This is a genomic window from Thermomonas sp., from assembly GCF_023953935.1.
Lineage (GTDB): Bacteria > Pseudomonadota > Gammaproteobacteria > Xanthomonadales > Xanthomonadaceae > Thermomonas.
Genome location: NZ_JAMLIW010000007.1, coordinates 24,918 through 41,065, shown reverse-complemented (window position 1 = coordinate 41,065; position 16,148 = coordinate 24,918). Strand labels below are relative to the sequence as shown.

Genomic DNA, 16,148 nt, shown 5'->3' with positions numbered 1-16,148 from the left:
GACCTCTTTGGCTGTCCGGGGCGAGCCTGACCCCTGACATCGTTGGAAGGTCAAACGGAAATTCGCGCTTGACGTTCCGATCGTGGCAAGCCTCAGGATACACCGCTCGTTCCCCTGTCCCGAGGCCGACCATGCGCCTGAAAGTCGAAAACATGAGCTGCCAGCACTGCGTGAATGCCGTCACCCGCGCCTTGCGCGCACTCGATGCCAAGGCCGTCGTCGAAGTGGACCTCGGCAAGGGCGAAGTCCGCGCCAGCGGCGACTTCAGCACCGAAGCGGCGATTGCGACACTGAATGCCGCGGACTACCCCGCCAAATTGATCGAAGGCTGAAGCTGAAACCTGGTGCCCAACCGGGTCCCGGGCCTCAACGCTTCTTGCGCACATACAGGACCAGCGCGTGGCCGACGATTTCGAAACCGTTGGCGTCGGCGATCTGTTCCTGCAAGGCCTCGATTTCCTCGCTGTGGAATTCGACCACCTTGCCGGTGTCGACATCGACCATGTGGTCGTGGTGCTCGCCGCGGTCCAGCTCGTAGACGGCGGTGCCACCCTCGAAATTGTGCTTGAGCACGAGGCCCGCTGATTCGAACTGGGTCAGCACCCGATAGATGGTGGCCAAGCCGATCTCCTCGCCACCGGCCAGCAGCTGGCGATAGATGTCTTCGGCGGTCATGTGCCGCGGCTTGGCGTGTTCGAGAAGTTCCAGAATGCTCAGACGCGGGTGCGTCACCTTCAGGCCGGCTTTGCGAAGATCCCGCGGCATCGACGTGTCCTCCGTGCGCAAGCCGCACGCTCCAATCCCAACGCGCGTAAAGCCACACCGCGGGATCGCCGGTGCTGCCTGGCGACTCCCTGCGAATTGGCTTACTGCGGCCGCGGGCAGTGTATCATCGGCGTTCCGTCACTGCCCCATCCTGCCGATGCGCAACGCCCTGCTCCCCGTCCTTCTCGCGAGCCTGCTGGTGAGCGGCTGCAGCTACCTGTACCGGCAGCCGGTGTTTCAGGGCAATTTGCTCGAACCCGCGGCGGTGGAACAATTGCAGGCCGGCATGGATCGCCAGCAGGTGCTGGCGCTTCTGGGCACTCCGGCAATTGCCGATCCGTTCCACCATGACCGCTGGGACTACACGGCAACCGAACGCGTGGGACGGCGTGACCAGACCCAGGTCAAGAACCTGACCCTGTGGTTCGACAACGATCGGCTGGTGCGCTGGGAAGGCGAGTATTTCCCGGAAAAGGACTCCCAGCTCTCGCGTGATGTGGTCCGTTACTACGGCCCGAACCTGGATCCGGATGCCGACAAGAAGAATCGGCAGCGGCGATAACCGCTTGAACCGGCTCAAGGCTCACGGGAACGCCGGCCTGCTGAAGCTCTCCAGCTAGCGTTGCCCCGCCCGCCGCCGACGTGCCGCCATCGGATCCAGCCGCAGCGCGCGCAGCAGCTCGATGCGGTCGCCATCGTGGAGCAGGCTGGCTTCGGTGGCCGGCAGGCTGAACACCGCCAGCGCGACGAATTCTCCGTGAAGACGCCAGCCGGCGGCCGCCAGCGCATCGCCCACGCAGGCCCCCGCACCCAGCACCACCTCGACCCGCTCGCAGCGGTGCGGCCAGGCGCGCACGAGTTCGATGCGCAGGGGATCGGGTTCGGGCGTATCCATCGTCATTTCTGAATCAAACGCGCGCCGCACTCCGGCGCGATCGGCGACAATGCGGGCATGGTCAACAAGAAAAAAGGCAAGGATACGCCTGGCGGCGGAACCATCGCGCTGAACAAGCGTGCGCGCCATGAATACCACTTCGAAGAACGCATCGAGGCCGGTCTTGCCCTGCAGGGCTGGGAATTGAAGGCGATTCGCGCCGGTCGGGCCAACATCGGCGACGCGTATGCCGTCGTGTTGCAAGGTGAGCTGTTCCTGATCGGCGCCCAGATCACGCCGCTGATCCAGGCCTCGAGCCACGTCGTCGCCCACGACCGACGCAGCCGCAAGCTGCTGCTGCATCGACACGAGATCGATCGGCTTGCCGGCCGCATCCAGCGCGACGGCTATACCCTGGTACCCACCGCGTTGTACTGGAAAGCCAACAAGGTCAAGGCCGAACTGGCGCTGGCCAAGGGCAAGCAGGCGCACGACAAGCGCGATGCCAGCAAGGAGCGCGACTGGAACCGCGAGAAACAGCGCGTACTGCGACGCCACAACCGCGACGCTTGAGTCACCCGCAGTTGTGCATCCGCTGCGCGGATGGATCGAACCCCTCCGGGGTTCTTATCCCCGCTGCCGATCACGAAAAAGCCCGCTTGCGCGGGCTTTGAAGTGGCGTCCCCACGGGGATGACGCGCCTGCGGCGCGCCCTTCGGGCCTTCGATGCCGTGCATCGAAGGTGTGCATCCGCTGCGCGGATGGATCGAACCCCTCCGGGGTTCTCATCCCCGCTGCCGATCACGAAAAAGCCCGCTTGCGCGGGCTTTGAAGTGGCGTCCCCACGGGGATTCGAACCCCGGTCGCAACCGTGAAAGGGTTGTGTCCTAGGCCTCTAGACGATGGGGACAGGCCGGAAAATCTGCAGCGAATTGGTGGAGCCAGCCGGGATCGAACCGGCGACCTCCTGCATGCCATGCAGGCGCTCTCCCAGCTGAGCTATGGCCCCACGGGCTGGAAAGACGCGCATTGTCCGGGCAAATCGTGCGTCGGTCAAGCCTTGCGTGCGCCGCCCGGCAAGCCCGTCACCGGAACTGTCCGCGCGACCCGACGCAGGGTCGCCACGCCGTGGCCTTGCTCGGCCAGGTATTGCAGCCATTTGCCGAGGAAGGTGTTCATCTGCAGTCGGTGGTCGAGGATGCGCTGCGGCGGCGCGTCGAGGCCGATCGCGTCCTGCCAGCGCCGGCCGGCGTAGCAGTGGGTGGCCTCGAGCTGGCGCGCATCGCGGTACAGCCGCAGGCTCGCCGAAGGATCCGGCAGGCCGGTGACCGGATCGGTCAGCCCGTAGCTCAGCCCCAGTTCCATCGTGTAGGGATGGCGCTCGTTGACCATGAAATACAGTGCAGGTCCCTCTCCCGCCTGTGAGCGATACAACCCGCGGGCAAGATCCAGCGGCGCGAACAGGCGCAGCAGGCGCGCGTGGTTTTCGGCATACAGGCCCATCAGCCAGCCGAGACGACTGAGCTTGGGGACCTGCCGACGTTGGACCAGGGCGCTGCACATGGTTTGATCCTACACGTCGATTTCACCGACGTGCAGGATTGACGCCGATGCGATCCACGCTTAGCGTGGGAAGTCCAGCGAAATGCGCAGGGTGCGCTTTCAGAACATCTCGCGGTTGATGCCAAGATGTTCCATCACCCGGCTGGCGATTTCCTCGATCGAGGCGTGGGTGGTGCTGAGCAATTCCACGCCTTCGCGCCGCAACAGAGCCTCGGCCTGCGCCACCTCGCGCCGGCAGGTATCGAGCTGGGCATAGCGCGAATCGGGGCGCCGCTCCTGGCGAATCTGGTGCAAACGTACCGGGTCGATGGTCAGGCCGAACAATTTCCTGCGGTAGCGCCGCAGCTTTTCCGGCAGGCGCTCGGCGTCGAGGTCCTCCGGCGTCAGCGGGTAGTTGGCGGCCTTCACCCCGTGCTGCAGCGCCAGATAGACGCAGGTAGGCGTCTTGCCCGCACGCGACACCGCCACCAGGATCAGGTCGGCTTCGGAATAATCCGGCTTCACCCCGTCGTCGTGGGTCAGGGCGTAGTTCATCGCGTTGATGCGGCGATGGTAGGTGTCGAAGTCCACCATGCCGTGGGCGCGGCCGATGTTCGCCGAGCGGGTCCGTCCCAGTTCCTGTTCCAGCGGTGCGATGAAGGGCGCGAACACATCCAGCATCAGCGCGCCGCTCTCTGCCAGCAGGTGGTTGAGTTCGGGATCGACGCAGGAATTGACCACCACCGGGCGCAGGCCGCTGCTGTTTCCGGCCGCCCGGATGCGCGATGCCGCGTCACGGGCCTTGTCGGCGGTGTCCACGAACGGCAGCCGGTCGGTGGAAAAGCGCAGGCCTTCGAACTGGGTCAGCAGGCTGTGGCCAATGGTCTCGGCGGTGATGCCGGTGCCATCGGACACGTAGAACACGGGGCGAACGCGGTCCATCGGGATTCCTTGCGCGGCGAACGGTTAAAATAGCCGAGTTTCGCGGCCCCACGCCGCCTGCCCCCATGGAGCTCGCCTTGACCAGCAATGTCCTCTGGCTGCACGACCTGCGTCTGTCCGATCTCGCCCAGGTGGGCGGCAAGAATTCCTCGCTGGGTGAAATGATCGGCGAGCTGTCCGGGCTCGGCGTGTCGGTGCCCGGCGGTTTTGCCACCACCGCCGATGCCTTCAAGGCCTTCATCGCCCACAACGACCTGCACGCGCGCATCTACGACAGGCTGGCCACGATCGACGTGGAAGACGTGCCGGCACTGACCAAGGTCGGCGCGGAGATCCGCGGCTGGGTGATCGACGCGCCCTTGCAGCCGCCGCTGGATGCCGACATCCGCGCCGCCTACGCAAAGCTGTGTGCCGACAGTGGTGCCGCCGACATCGCGGTGGCGGTGCGTTCCTCGGCCACCGCCGAAGACCTGCCCGATGCCAGCTTCGCCGGGCAGCAGGAAACCTTCCTCAACGTCACCGGCGCCGATGACGTGGTGCACAAGGTCAAGGAAGTGTTCGCCAGCCTCTACAACGACCGCGCGATCGCCTATCGCGTGCACCACGGCTTCAAGCACGAGGACGTGTTCCTGTCGGCCGGCGTGCAGCTGATGGTGCGCTCGGACGTCGGCAGCTCGGGTGTGCTGTTCACCCTCGACACCGAATCCGGCTTCCGCGACGTGGTCTTCGTCACCGCCAGTTTCGGCCTCGGCGAAATGGTGGTGCAAGGCGCGGTCAATCCGGACGAGTTCTACGTCTACAAGCCGACCCTGCAGCAGGGCAAGCCGGCGATCCTGCGCCGCTCGCTCGGCAGCAAGCAGCTGCGGATGGTCTATTCGGACGTTCCCGGCGAGCGCGTGCGCACCGAGGAAACCCCGGCGAACCTGCGCGCGAGTTTTTCGATCACCGATGCGGATGTCGAGGAATTGTCCAGGCAGGCGCTGGTGATCGAAGCCCACTACGGCCGGCCGATGGACATCGAATGGGGCAAGGACGGCCACACCGGCAAGCTCTACATCCTGCAGGCGCGTCCGGAGACCGTGAAGTCGCGCGCCCACGCCACCCAGATCGAACGCTATGCCCTGCAACGGCGTGGCGAGGTCCTCAGCGAAGGCCGTGCCATCGGCAGCAAGATCGGATCCGGCATCGCGCGGGTGGTGCGCTCGCTGGATGACATGGCGCGGGTGCAGCCCGGCGACGTGCTCATCGCCGACATGACCGATCCCGACTGGGAGCCGGTGATGAAGCGCAGCGCCGCCATTGTCACCAACCGCGGCGGCCGCACCTGCCACGCGGCGATCATCGCGCGCGAGCTCGGCGTGCCGGCGGTGGTCGGCACCGGCGACGCACTGGATCGCATCCAGGACGGCGATGCGGTCACCGTGAGCTGCGCCGAAGGCGATACCGGCTACATCTATGCCGGTGCCCTGCCCTTCGAGCGCACCACCACGGATCTGGGCAACATGCCGCCGGCGCCGCTGAAGATCATGATGAACGTGGCCAACCCCGAGCGCGCCTTCGACTTCGGCATGCTGCCCAACGCCGGCATTGGTCTGGCGCGACTGGAAATGATCATCGCCAGCCACATCGGCATCCATCCGAATGCGCTGCTGGAATACGACCGCCAGGACGCCGCGACCAAGGCGAAGATCGACGCCCGCATCGCCGGCTACGCCTCGCCGGTGGAGTTCTACATCGAGCGCCTGAAGGAAGGCATCGCCACGATTGCCGCATCGGTCTACCCGAAGCCGGTGATCGTGCGGCTGTCGGATTTCAAGTCCAACGAATACGCCAACCTGCTCGGCGGCGGCAAGTACGAGCCGCACGAAGAGAACCCGATGATCGGCTTCCGCGGCGCCTCGCGCTACGTCGATCCGAGCTTCAAGCCCGCCTTCGCGCTGGAGTGCGTGGCGGTCAAGCGCGTGCGCGAGGCCATGGGGCTGGACAACGTCTGGGTGATGATCCCGTTCGTGCGCACCCTGGACGAGGGCCGCAAGGTCGTCGAGGTGCTGCGCGAGAACGGTCTGGTGCAGGGCGAACATGATCTCAAGGTCATCATGATGTGCGAAATCCCCTCGAACGCGCTGCTGGCCGAGGAATTCCTCGACATCTTCGACGGCTTCTCGATCGGCTCCAACGACATGACCCAGCTCACCCTCGGCCTCGATCGCGACTCCGCGATCGTCGCCGGCCTGTTCGACGAGCGCGACCCGGCGGTGAAGAAGATGCTGGCGATGGCGATTCAGACCGCACGCGCCAAGGGCAAGTACATCGGCATCTGCGGGCAAGGCCCGTCCGACCACCCGGATCTCGCGCAGTGGCTGATGGAACAGGGCATCGAATCGGTCTCGCTCAATCCCGATACCGTGGTCGATACCTGGCTGGCGCTGGCCAAGGCCAAGCACTGAAACATCCAGGTTCCGTTCGCGGGGTATGCGTCGAACCGTGAGCGGAAGCGCTGAAGATCGAAGCAAGCTTCCTTGCCGGCAAGGTTCCACGCCGTGCGCGAAGTCGGCTAACATCGCGCCGTGATCCTCGCCCTGCGCCGCCGCCGTTCGCGCACCCGCATCGCCCTGCTGGCAGTGCTGCTGCTGCTGTGGTCGCAGACTGCGCTGGCATGGCACGCCGCCTGCCTTGCGCCGGTCGCACACGCTGCCGACACCGCCGCGTCGATGGCCATGGCGCCGATGGCCGACCATGGCTCCGCCTGTCATGAACAGGCCCCGCCCGCGCCGGAAATGCCGTTGTGCGCCTCGCACTGCGATCAGGGCGTGCCCAGCCCGGACACCGCCCGCATCCCGGCGCTGCCCGCGCTGCCTGCACTGGTGCCAGCCCCGATGCTGTCGCTGCGGGTGGATCCGGTCATCCAGATGCAGCGCCTGGACCTGCCGCCCCCCGTTCCCTGGCATCGGCCCACGCCGCACCCTGCAGCCCTGCTGCTGATTTGATCAACGATCCCTGCCGGTGGTGAGGATGCCTGCGCATCCTCACTGCCCGCTCGTGCCTGTGCGCGCCCGTCAGGCGGCGCGCCTTCCTGGCCTTGCAGAGATCGCCCATGACTCCGTTCTTCCGCTCGGACGCCAAGCGCTCCGACCGTTCCCGCACCCGCCGCAGCGGACTGCTGCTCGCGGCCCTGCTGCTGCTTCCACCGGTGCATGCCCAGCAGGCGCAGGAGCCCGTCCCCGGCGCCGACGTGGCCTCCATCCGCAGCTGGCTGCTCACGCACAATCCGGAGCTGCGCGCGCAGCAGGCGGAGGTTGAGGCGGCCCGTGCGCGGGTGCTGCCCGCGGGCAGCCTGCCCAACCCCACGGCGGCCGTCAGCCTGCAGGGGCTGGGCGCTTCCGGCCCCCGACTGACCAGCTTCCAGCTGCGCCAGCCGCTCCCGCTCTGGGGCAAGCGGCCGTTGGCGCGTGCGATCGCGGAGCAGCAGGCGCAGGCACAGGACGCCAGCCGCGATGCCACCGCGCTGGATCTGCTGGCGCAAGCCGAATCCGCCTATGTGCGCTACTGGCACGCGGCGCAGGCGCGGCAGCTGCTCGACGGCCAGATCGCGCTGCTGGAGAACGTCGAAGAGATCGCCGGGGTGCGCTACGCGCTGGGCATGGCGCCGCAGCAGGACGCGATCCGCGCGCAGGTGGCGCGCAGCGACGCGCTGGGGCGCCGGATCGCGCTCGAACAGGCCGGTGAGGAGGCCGCCGTCCAGTTGAACCTCACCATGGGACGCAGCCCGCTGGCAAGCCTGCAAAGTCCGCAGGGCCCACCGCAGCTGCCGGTGGCCAGCATCACCCTCGCGGCGGCGACGCAGCGACTCGATCGCGGCCAGCATCCGGCCCTGCGCGCCGCGCAGGCGCAGCTGGCGGCCGCGCAGGACAGCCTTGCGCCTGCGCCAGCGCGAGTACTGGCCCGATGTCAGCCTGGGCATTGGCGCGATGCAACGCGGCCATCGTTTCGATGGCATCGAGTTGATGCTGGAAGTCGAACTGCCGCTGCAGCGGCGCGCGCTGGCCGCCCGCGAACGCGAGGCGCAGGCGCTCGAAGACGCCCAGCAAGCGCGCGTCGAGGTGCAGCAAACCCGGCTGGCAGCGCAGCTCGGGCTGGCCTGGTCGCAGTGGCGCAGCGGCCAGCGCCAGCGCGAACTGCTGGAGTCCACCCGCATTCCGCAGGCCGAGGCGAACTTCCACTCCGCGCTGGCGAGTTATCGGTCGGCGAGGTGGACTTCAATGCCCTGCTCGACGCCCTGAGCCAATGGCAGGAGGCCAAGCTGGCCCGCCTCGATGCCCAACGTGACGAACTGCTGGCCGCCGCCGCCGTGCGCGCCATTGAAGGAGAGGCTCCATGAACCGTCAATACCTCATCTGGATGACTGTCGCCGTTCTCATCGCACTGGGCGCCGGTTTCGGCATCGGTCGCAGGTCGACGCCGGGCCACGCCACGGCGAATGCCCAGGTGACCTCCCGGGAAACGCGGCGCCCGCTGTACTACCGCAACCCGATGGGGCTGCCCGATACCTCGCCGGTGCCGAAAAAAGATGCGATGGGGATGGACTACCTCCCGGTCTACGCCGATGACGAGGCGGCGACGCCGGGCGTGGTCGCGCTGGCGCCGGAACGGATCCAGGCCCTGGGGGTGCGCACGGAGCCGGTGCGGCGCCAGCCGTTGGACGGGAGTCTGCGCGCCAGCGGCACGATCCAGGTCGATGAAACCCGGCAGTTTTCCATCGCGCCGCGCTTCGACGGCTGGGTGGAGCGCCTGCAGGCCAACCAGACCGGGATGGTGGTTCGGCGCGGGCAACCTCTGCTCCACGTCTACAGCCCGCAGCTGCTGGCCGCGCAGGAGGACTACCGCGTCGCCGCGGCGGCCTTGCGCAATCTGGAGGCCGCTGATCCGTCCAGCGCGCAGGCGATGCGACGCCTGCGCGATGCCGCCGTGCTGCGCTTGCGCCACTACGGCATCGATCCCGGGCAGCTGCAGCACCTCGCCCATTTGCCACCGGGCAATCTCGCGATCACCGCGCCCGCCGATGGCGTGATCCTCGACAAACCCATCGTCGAAGGCGCGCGCTTCCTCGCCGGCGACACCATCCTGCGCCTGGCCGACCTGTCCGTGGTCTGGGTGACGGTCAACGTGCCGGCTTCGCAAATCGACGCGGTGCGGCTGGGCCAGGACGCCGAGTTCACCACGCCGGCGCTGCCGGGCCGGCGTTTCAGCGGCCGGGTCGGCTTCCTCCAGCCCACGCTGGATACCACCACCCGCAGCCTGGGCGTGCGGGTGGTGCTGCAAAATCCGGACGGCCAACTGCGCCCGGGCCTGTTTGGGCAGGTGCTTCTGACCGGCGCGGACGGGATGGCCGTGCTGACGATCCCGCGTTCGGCGCTGATCGACAGCGGCACCCGCCAAACCGTGCTGGTGCAGGTGGCGGAAGGACGGTTTGCACCGCGCACCGTCGGCATCGGCCGGCGCAGCGAGGACCGGATCGAGGTCACATCCGGCCTGGCGGAAGGCGAGCGCGTGGTCGTCGAGGGCAATTTCCTGATCGATTCCGAAAGCAACCTGCGCGCGGCGCTGGCCAATTTGGCAGGCGCAGCGGGTGACGACGGGAAGGCCGCCACCGATCCGGCGGCGACGTCGACAGCCTCGCCCGCATTCCCTCCGACGCAGGCCGGGCACGCCGGACACGACAGCCACGCCATGCCACCGTCAGCGCGCGCACGTCCGCCCGTAGCGCAGCCCACGCCGATGCCGGACCGCGCCCATCCGCCCGCGGATCACGACATGTCGCAGATGGAGCACTGACATGCTCGCTCGCCTGATCGCATGGTCGATGCGCAACGCCTGGCTGGTGCTGGGGCTGGCCGTGGCGCTGGCAGCGGGCGGTCTGTACGCGCTGCGGCAGACCCCGCTCGACGCTCTGCCGGACCTGTCCGACGTGCAGGTCATCGTCCACGTCGACGCCCCCGGGCAGGCACCGCAGGTGGTTGAAGACCAGATCACCTACCCGTTGGCATCGGCCATGCTGGCCGTGCCCAAGGCCAAGGTGGTGCGCGGGTTTTCCAACTTCGGCGCGTCCTTCGTCTACGTGATCTTCGAAGACGGCACCGATCTGTACTGGGCGCGCTCGCGGGTGCTCGAGGCGCTGGCCGCGGCCGCGGATCAACTGCCGGCGGGCGTGACGCCCACCCTCGGGCCGGACGCCACCGGCGTGGGTTGGGTCTACCAGTACGTGCTGGAAAGCGATCGCCATTCCCTCGAACAATTGCGCACCCTGCAGGACTGGTCCTTGCGCTATCCGCTGACCGCTGCCCACGGCGTGGCCGAAGTCGCCAGCCTCGGCGGCTTCGTGCGCCAGTATTCGGTGACGGTGGATCCGGTGAAGCTGCGCGAATACGGCATCCCGCTTGCGCGCGTGAACGCGGTGATCGCGGCCGGCAACCGCGACGTCGGCGGGCGCACGCTGGAACTGTCGGAAACCGAATACATGCTGCGCGGCCGCGGCTACCTGCGCGGGATCGCGGATCTGGAAAACCTCGTGCTGAAAGCCGACGCGGGAACGCCGGTGCTGATCCGCGACGTGGCCCGGGTCGAACTGGTTCCGGATGAACGCCGTGGCATCGCCGAACTGGATGGCAAGGGCGAGGCGGTGGGCGGAATCGTGATCGCCCGCCAGGGCGAAAACGCGCGGGCGGTCATCGAAAGCGTCAAGACGAAACTGGCCGAACTCCGCGCCGCGCTGCCGGAAGGCGTGCAGATCCGCAGCGTGTACGACCGTTCGCAGCTGATCGAGCGCGCCATCGGCACCCTGCGTTCCACCCTGCTGGAAGAATGCCTGATCGTGGCGCTGGTGTGCATGCTGTTCCTGTTCCACGTGCGCAGCGCGCTGGTGGCCATCGTGATGCTGCCGCTGGGGGTGCTGGTGGCCTTCATCGCCATGCGCCTGCTCGGCATCAGCTCCAACATCATGAGTCTGGGCGGGATCGCGATTGCCATCGGCGCGATGGTGGACGCAGCGATCGTGATGATCGAAAACGCCCACAAGCACCTCGAACGCGACGGCGCCAGCGGCAAACCGCGCCTGCAGATCCTGATCGACGCCTGCCGCGAGGTCGGCCCGGCGCTGTTCTTCAGCCTGCTGATCATCACCGTGTCATTCCTGCCGGTATTCGCACTGGAGGCGCAGGAAGGCCGTCTGTTCAAGCCGCTGGCCTACACCAAGACCTTCGCCATGGCCGGCGCGGCGCTGCTGTCGGTCACCCTGGTACCGGCGCTGATGCTGCTGTTCGTGCGCGGCAGGATCGTGCCCGAAACTGAAAACCCGGTGAACCGGCTGCTGCTGCGGCTTTACCGGCCGATCATCCTGTGGGTCTTGCGGCATCGTTGGCCGACCCTGCTGGCGGCCGGCGCGCTGCTGCTGCTCTCGCTGTGGCCGGCGGCGCGCCTGGGCAGCGAATTCATGCCCACCTTGCACGAAGGCACCCTGCTCTACATGCCTACCACGCTGCCGGGCCTGTCGGTGACCCAGGCGCAGCGCCTGCTGCAACAGCAGGACCGCATCCTCCGGACATTCCCGGAAGTGGCGTCCGTGTTCGGCAAGGCCGGCCGCGCCGAGACCGCCACCGACCCGGCGCCGCTGGAAATGTTCGAAACCACCATCACCCTCAAACCCGAGGACCAGTGGCGGCCGGGAATGACGGTGGATGCGCTGGTTGCGGAGATGGACCGGGCGCTGCAATTCCCGGGCGTGGCCAATTCCTGGACGATGCCGATCAAGGCGCGCACCGACATGCTTTCCACCGGCATCCGGACGCCGATCGGGATCAAGGTGCTCGGCAACGACCTCGGCGAGATCGAACGGATGGCGCGCCAGGTCGAAGCCGCGGTGCGCCGGGTCCCCGGCACCACCAGCGCCTACGCCGAACGTCTGTCCGGCGGCTACTACATCGACGTGCAGCCGGACTTGGCGCAGCTGGCGCGCTACGGCGTGGGCGTGGGCGAGGTCCAGGACGTGATCGCCAGCGCACTGGGCGGTGCGCGCATCACCACGCTGTTGCAGGGCCGCGAGCGCTTCGGCGTGATCGTGCGCTATCCGCGCGAACTGCGTGACACGCCCGAACGGATCGCAAACCAGGTGCTGGTCGCCACCCCCGACGGCGCCCAGGTGCCGCTGGGCGAGCTGGCCACGCTCAAGGTCCACATGGGCCCGCCGTCGATCCGCAGTGAAAATGCCCAGCTGGCGGCCTATGTGTACGTGGACACGCGCAATGTCGGACCTCGGCGACTACGTGCAGCGGGCGCAGCGCGCCGTGGCAGGTTCGGTGCAACTGCCCGCGGGCGTGCACCTTGAATGGAGTGGCCAATACGAGAACATGCAACGGGCGCAGGCGCGGATGCAGGTCGTCGTCCCGGTGACCCTGGCCCTGATCTTCCTGCTGCTGTACCTGAATTTCCGCCGTGTCACCGAATCGCTGATCGTGATGCTGTCGGTGCCGTTCGCCCTGATCGGCGGCATCTGGCTGCTGTGGCTGCTGGACTACCAGCTGTCGGTCGCGGTGGCGGTTGGGTTCATCGCGCTGGCCGGTGTGGCCGCGGAAACCGGGGTGGTGATGCTGCTCTACCTCGACCAAGCGCTGCAGGAAATCCAGGCGCGACGCCAGAACGACGGCCTTCGGCCGAGCCATGACGACCTGCAACAGGCCATCATCACCGGCGCGGTGGAGCGGGTGCGCCCGAAAATGATGACCGTGGTGGCGATCATGGCCGGGCTGCTGCCGATCATGTGGAGCCACGGCACCGGCGCCGAGGTGATGCGCCGGATCGCCGCGCCGATGGTCGGGGGCATGGTGTCTTCCACCCTGCTCACCCTGGTGGTGATTCCGGTCATTTATGCCTGGGTGAAGGAGCGCCAGCTGTCCCGCCGGCAGTGATGCCCCCGCCGTGACGATTCGCTCAGCCGCACACCCGGTTGCGGCCCGCCGATTTCGCCCAGTACAGCAGGCGGTCGGCATGGCTGACCATTTTCTCGTGGTGCAAGATGCCGGTGCGATCGACGACGCCGGCGCTGACGGTCAGCCTCGCCCCGGGCGCATAGGCGCTGCAATCGATCGCCTCCACCGCCGTGCGCAGCTGCTCGCAGACGGCCAGTGCCTCTTTCAGCCTGAGGTTGGGCAGCAGGATGGCGAATTCCTCGCCACCCCAGCGCGCCACGGTGCCTTGCCCACCGACGCCCTCGCGCAGCGCCTGCGCGATCGCAATCAAGGCCTTGTCGCCGGCTTCGTGCGAGTGGCGGTCATTGATCTGCTTGAACAGGTCGACATCGAACAGGGCGAAACTCAATGGGCGATCTGCGGCCACCGCACCGGCGAACGTCGCCGCCAGGATCACGTCCATGCTGCGGCGGTTGCTGACGTGGGTCAGCCCGTCCTCCAGCGCCAGCCGTTCGAATTCCCTGGACTGTTCGCGCAGGCGCCCCAGCAGCGCGGTTTTTTCCTTGTCTGCGCGGCGCAGTTCCTCGGCGTTGTTGCGAAGCTCGCTGGTTCGTTCGCTTACCACGCGCTCCAGCATGATCGTGCGCTGGCGCAGGCTGTGGGTGCGCCAGCGGAACACGGCCAGCAGCAACAGCAGGACAATGGCAACGGCGGCCAGCACGAACCCCAGGCGCTGCCAGGGCAGCGGCGCGATGTCGATCTGCAGGCGGGTGACGTCCGGACTCCAGCCCTGGCCCAGCCCGGGCGCGGAAACGCCGACGTCGAACTGGTAGTGCCCCGGGCCGAGGTTGGTGAATTGCGCAATGCGGCTGCTGCCGCTCGATACCCAGCCAGACTCCACCCCGTGCAGACGATGCCGGTAGCGCAGGAAGCGCGGCACCAGGAAACTCACCGCGGCATAGCGGAATTCCAGCTTGCGTGTCCCGGCCGGCAGATGCAGCTGCCCGTCCTCGGCAATATCGACCACCCGATCATCGGCCAGTACCTGCTCCAGCACCACCTGCGGCAGGGTCGGTCGCGCCGAGTGCATGGCTTGCGGATTGACCATCGCCGCGCCCCCGGCGGTGGCCACCCAGACGTTGCCGGCGGCATCGAGCAGCGAAGACGGGCCCGAACCGCCGTTGCATTGGGCACTGGCCAAGCCATCGGCTTCGCCGAAATGATCCCCGGCCAGCTGGGCTTCGCGCCCGTCCAGCACCGCCTCGACGTTGTTGCGGGACAGCCGCAGCACGCCGCGATTCGAAGTCAGCCAGAACGCACCGCGACCGTCGTCCACCACGGCGAAGAACGTGTCGATCGGCAAACCCTGGGCCAGCCCGATGGATCGCATGACACCGTTCCGACGCCGCACCAGCCCCCGGTCCGTCGCGAGCCACAGCGTACCGTCGGGATCGTCCAGAAAATCGAACACGACCTTGCCGTCGTTGACCGATCTGATGTTGATCGCCTCGACGTCATCGCCACGAATGACGGCGGCGCCATCCGACGTGCCGACCCAAAGCGCGCCCTGCCGATCGAAGTGCAGCGCCACGACGAACTCGCGCGGCAGGCCATCGGCGCGCGTGAACAGCCGGTACTGCCCGTCCTTGCTGCGCACCAGCCCACGCGTGGTGCCAATCCAGACTGTCCCGTCGGCCTGTTCGGCGACTGCACGGACCTGGTTGCTTCCCGGCATCCCGCTGGCATTGTCCGCGTGAGCAACCACCTTGCCATCGCGCATGCGCAGCAGGCCGTTGTTGTAGGTCCCCACCAGCAGGCTGCCGTCGCGGGCGGGCTGCAGGCTGAGAATCGAGTCCCCGGGCAGGCCGTCGGCCTTGGTATAGCTGGCGACGATCCGGTCGCCGCGCCACAGGTTCAGTCCGCGCCCGGTGCCAATCCAGACGCCTCCGTGGTCGGCCTGCGCGAGGGTGCGCACATAGTCATCGCTCATTCCCTGATCGCGCCCCCAGCTCGTGAACGGGGTATCCGCAAGGTGGAGCAGGCCGGCGTTGGTTCCCGCCCACACGCTGCCCTCGCGATCAACGAGCAGCGATGCGACACGGTTGTTGGGGAGCTCGTCCTCGCTGGTGAAATGCTCGAGGCCGAGCGCCGACAGGCGATACAGGCCGTTGTTGATGGTTCCGATCCACACGTTCCCGGCCGCATCCTCGGCCAGGCTGGGAACGTTGTCCTCGGGCAACAGCGGCGAGATCAAGGCGAAGCGGGCACTGTTGCCGACGCGACGGTAGCCGCCATGCTCGGTTCCGACCAGCAGACCGCCGCTGCGGGTCCGTCGCAAATGCGTGACGGCGCCGTCCGGAAGTCCGGCCGCGGGCCCGAGGACGGTGCTGCCCTGATCGGTCATGTGAACCAGACCGCGCGCCGTGGCCACCCACACGCTGCCATCGGCGTCCTCGGCCAGACTGTAGGTGACGTCGCTCGGCAAGCCCCCGTTGGCCACGTTCAGGCGGGTCGCTTTCCCGTGGTCGATACGCGTGAGGCCGTGGCTTTCATGGGCCACCCACAGCCGACCGCGGCGATCGATGAGGGCGTCCATGGCGCTGTTTTCAGCCAAACCATCCTGCATTCCCAGGGTCTGCCAGCGGTTGCCGCGCTTGATGGTCACCCCGCCGCGCGCCGTGCCTGCCACCAATGCCCCGTCCGGGGCAACCCGCACCGAGCGGATGCCGTTGTCCTTGAGCGCGGGTGTATTGCCGCGGTCAAAAATCTGGAAGTCCAGCCCGTCATAGCGGACGATGCCTTCCCACGTCCCCAGCCACAGATAACCGTCCGGCGTCTGCGCCATCGCATTGACCTGGTTGTGCGGCAGGCCTTGGCGCGTGGTCCAGACTTCGCGGTAGAACGTCGACAGCGGCTTGGGGTCGCGCGCGGAAGCCGCCGTGGGGGGCTTGGCAGGCGCTGCCGGCGCGGCCACAACCGCTGACAGCGACGCGACGCCAAGCAGCAGCACCAGCAGCGCTGTTGTGGCGGAAACGAGAGCCCCCCTGCTCATGCGTTTCATTCCGTCC

General features: G+C 67.5%; 14 protein-coding genes and 2 tRNA genes. 9 read left to right on the top strand and 7 right to left on the bottom strand.

What is annotated here, in order from left to right:
• The first annotated feature begins 131 nt into the window (after nucleotides 1-131).
• On the top strand, nucleotides 132-332 hold the full coding sequence (locus M9902_RS09070; protein WP_297222403.1) for a heavy-metal-associated domain-containing protein: 201 nt from the start codon (nucleotides 132-134) through the stop codon (nucleotides 330-332).
• A gap of 34 nt (nucleotides 333-366) precedes the next feature.
• On the opposite strand, the gene fur is transcribed toward M9902_RS09070, so the two are convergent.
• Nucleotides 367-765 (bottom strand): ferric iron uptake transcriptional regulator, encoded by a 399-nt coding sequence (gene fur, locus M9902_RS09065; RefSeq protein ID WP_297171478.1) that lies wholly within the window; start codon nucleotides 763-765, stop codon nucleotides 367-369.
• Nucleotides 766-922: 157 nt separating this feature from the next.
• Here fur and bamE point away from each other — a divergent pair, with 157 nt between their 5' ends.
• Nucleotides 923-1,327, top strand: coding sequence for an outer membrane protein assembly factor BamE (gene bamE / locus M9902_RS09060; RefSeq protein ID WP_297171480.1), 405 nt, complete (start codon nucleotides 923-925; stop codon nucleotides 1,325-1,327).
• Between the two features lie 54 nt (nucleotides 1,328-1,381).
• On the opposite strand, the gene M9902_RS09055 is transcribed toward bamE, so the two are convergent.
• Nucleotides 1,382-1,660 carry an RnfH family protein gene (locus tag M9902_RS09055; protein WP_297222400.1) on the bottom strand — a complete coding sequence of 93 codons (279 nt, stop codon included), beginning with the start codon at nucleotides 1,658-1,660 and terminating at the stop codon, nucleotides 1,382-1,384.
• A 57-nt stretch (nucleotides 1,661-1,717) separates the two neighbouring features.
• On the opposite strand from M9902_RS09055, the gene smpB reads away from it, so the two are divergent.
• Nucleotides 1,718-2,212, top strand: coding sequence for an SsrA-binding protein SmpB (gene smpB, locus M9902_RS09050; RefSeq protein ID WP_297171483.1), 495 nt, complete (start codon nucleotides 1,718-1,720; stop codon nucleotides 2,210-2,212).
• A gap of 261 nt (nucleotides 2,213-2,473) precedes the next feature.
• Here the strand turns inward: smpB and M9902_RS09045 are convergent.
• From M9902_RS09045 to M9902_RS09030, 4 genes are all read right to left on the bottom strand, one after another.
• Nucleotides 2,474-2,549 (bottom strand) — tRNA-Glu (locus tag M9902_RS09045).
• 23 nt (nucleotides 2,550-2,572) lie between these two features.
• Nucleotides 2,573-2,648, bottom strand: a tRNA-Ala gene (locus tag M9902_RS09040).
• Between the two features lie 44 nt (nucleotides 2,649-2,692).
• Nucleotides 2,693-3,202, bottom strand: coding sequence for a DUF1249 domain-containing protein (locus M9902_RS09035; protein WP_297171187.1), 510 nt, complete (start codon nucleotides 3,200-3,202; stop codon nucleotides 2,693-2,695).
• A 99-nt stretch (nucleotides 3,203-3,301) separates the two neighbouring features.
• Nucleotides 3,302-4,123, bottom strand: coding sequence for a pyruvate, water dikinase regulatory protein (locus M9902_RS09030; protein ID WP_297171186.1), 822 nt, complete (start codon nucleotides 4,121-4,123; stop codon nucleotides 3,302-3,304).
• A gap of 77 nt (nucleotides 4,124-4,200) precedes the next feature.
• Here M9902_RS09030 and ppsA point away from each other — a divergent pair, with 77 nt between their 5' ends.
• The 6 genes from ppsA to M9902_RS12040 all read left to right on the top strand — a co-directional run bounded on the left by ppsA (nucleotide 4,201) and on the right by M9902_RS12040 (nucleotide 13,080).
• Nucleotides 4,201-6,570, top strand: a complete 2,370-nt coding sequence (gene ppsA / locus M9902_RS09025; protein WP_297222397.1) for a phosphoenolpyruvate synthase — start codon at nucleotides 4,201-4,203, stop codon at nucleotides 6,568-6,570.
• A gap of 120 nt (nucleotides 6,571-6,690) precedes the next feature.
• Complete coding sequence (locus tag M9902_RS09020; protein ID WP_297222395.1) at nucleotides 6,691-7,110, top strand: hypothetical protein; 420 nt, start codon at nucleotides 6,691-6,693, stop codon at nucleotides 7,108-7,110.
• Between the two features lie 107 nt (nucleotides 7,111-7,217).
• On the top strand, nucleotides 7,218-8,501 hold the full coding sequence (locus tag M9902_RS09015) for a TolC family protein (RefSeq protein WP_297222393.1): 1,284 nt from the start codon (nucleotides 7,218-7,220) through the stop codon (nucleotides 8,499-8,501).
• Nucleotides 8,498-9,955 carry an efflux RND transporter periplasmic adaptor subunit gene (locus tag M9902_RS09010; RefSeq protein WP_297222391.1) on the top strand — a complete coding sequence of 486 codons (1,458 nt, stop codon included), beginning with the start codon at nucleotides 8,498-8,500 and terminating at the stop codon, nucleotides 9,953-9,955. Before M9902_RS09015 ends, M9902_RS09010 begins: the two co-directional genes overlap by 4 nt.
• A 1-nt stretch (nucleotide 9,956) precedes the next feature.
• Nucleotides 9,957-12,500 (top strand): CusA/CzcA family heavy metal efflux RND transporter, encoded by a 2,544-nt coding sequence (locus tag M9902_RS09005; protein ID WP_343231882.1) that lies wholly within the window; start codon nucleotides 9,957-9,959, stop codon nucleotides 12,498-12,500.
• Nucleotides 12,418-13,080: an efflux RND transporter permease subunit gene (locus M9902_RS12040; protein ID WP_343231881.1), complete on the top strand. Its 663-nt coding sequence runs from the start codon at nucleotides 12,418-12,420 to the stop codon at nucleotides 13,078-13,080. Before M9902_RS09005 ends, M9902_RS12040 begins: the two co-directional genes overlap by 83 nt.
• A gap of 22 nt (nucleotides 13,081-13,102) precedes the next feature.
• Here M9902_RS12040 and M9902_RS09000 read toward each other — a convergent pair whose 3' ends face one another.
• Nucleotides 13,103-16,132, bottom strand: a complete 3,030-nt coding sequence (locus tag M9902_RS09000; protein WP_297171176.1) for a ligand-binding sensor domain-containing diguanylate cyclase — start codon at nucleotides 16,130-16,132, stop codon at nucleotides 13,103-13,105.
• Nucleotides 16,133-16,148: the final 16 nt, after the last annotated feature.

Excerpts from the sequence above, each read along its gene's own strand:
- bamE (WP_297171480.1), top strand. The coding sequence starts at position 923 with ATGCGCAACGCCCTGCTCCCCGTCCTTCTCGCGAGCCTGCTGGTGAGC.
- M9902_RS09070 (WP_297222403.1), top strand. The coding sequence starts at position 132 with ATGCGCCTGAAAGTCGAAAACATGAGCTGCCAGCACTGCGTGAATGCC.
- M9902_RS09030 (WP_297171186.1), bottom strand. The coding sequence starts at position 4,123 with ATGGACCGCGTTCGCCCCGTGTTCTACGTGTCCGATGGCACCGGCATC.
- M9902_RS09000 (WP_297171176.1), bottom strand. The coding sequence starts at position 16,132 with ATGAGCAGGGGGGCTCTCGTTTCCGCCACAACAGCGCTGCTGGTGCTG.
- M9902_RS09010 (WP_297222391.1), top strand. The coding sequence starts at position 8,498 with ATGAACCGTCAATACCTCATCTGGATGACTGTCGCCGTTCTCATCGCA.
- fur (WP_297171478.1), bottom strand. The coding sequence starts at position 765 with ATGCCGCGGGATCTTCGCAAAGCCGGCCTGAAGGTGACGCACCCGCGT.
- M9902_RS12040 (WP_343231881.1), top strand. The coding sequence starts at position 12,418 with ATGTCGGACCTCGGCGACTACGTGCAGCGGGCGCAGCGCGCCGTGGCA.
- M9902_RS09015 (WP_297222393.1), top strand. The coding sequence starts at position 7,218 with ATGACTCCGTTCTTCCGCTCGGACGCCAAGCGCTCCGACCGTTCCCGC.
- M9902_RS09005 (WP_343231882.1), top strand. The coding sequence starts at position 9,957 with ATGCTCGCTCGCCTGATCGCATGGTCGATGCGCAACGCCTGGCTGGTG.
- smpB (WP_297171483.1), top strand. The coding sequence starts at position 1,718 with ATGGTCAACAAGAAAAAAGGCAAGGATACGCCTGGCGGCGGAACCATC.
- M9902_RS09055 (WP_297222400.1), bottom strand. The coding sequence starts at position 1,660 with ATGGATACGCCCGAACCCGATCCCCTGCGCATCGAACTCGTGCGCGCC.
- M9902_RS09035 (WP_297171187.1), bottom strand. The coding sequence starts at position 3,202 with ATGTGCAGCGCCCTGGTCCAACGTCGGCAGGTCCCCAAGCTCAGTCGT.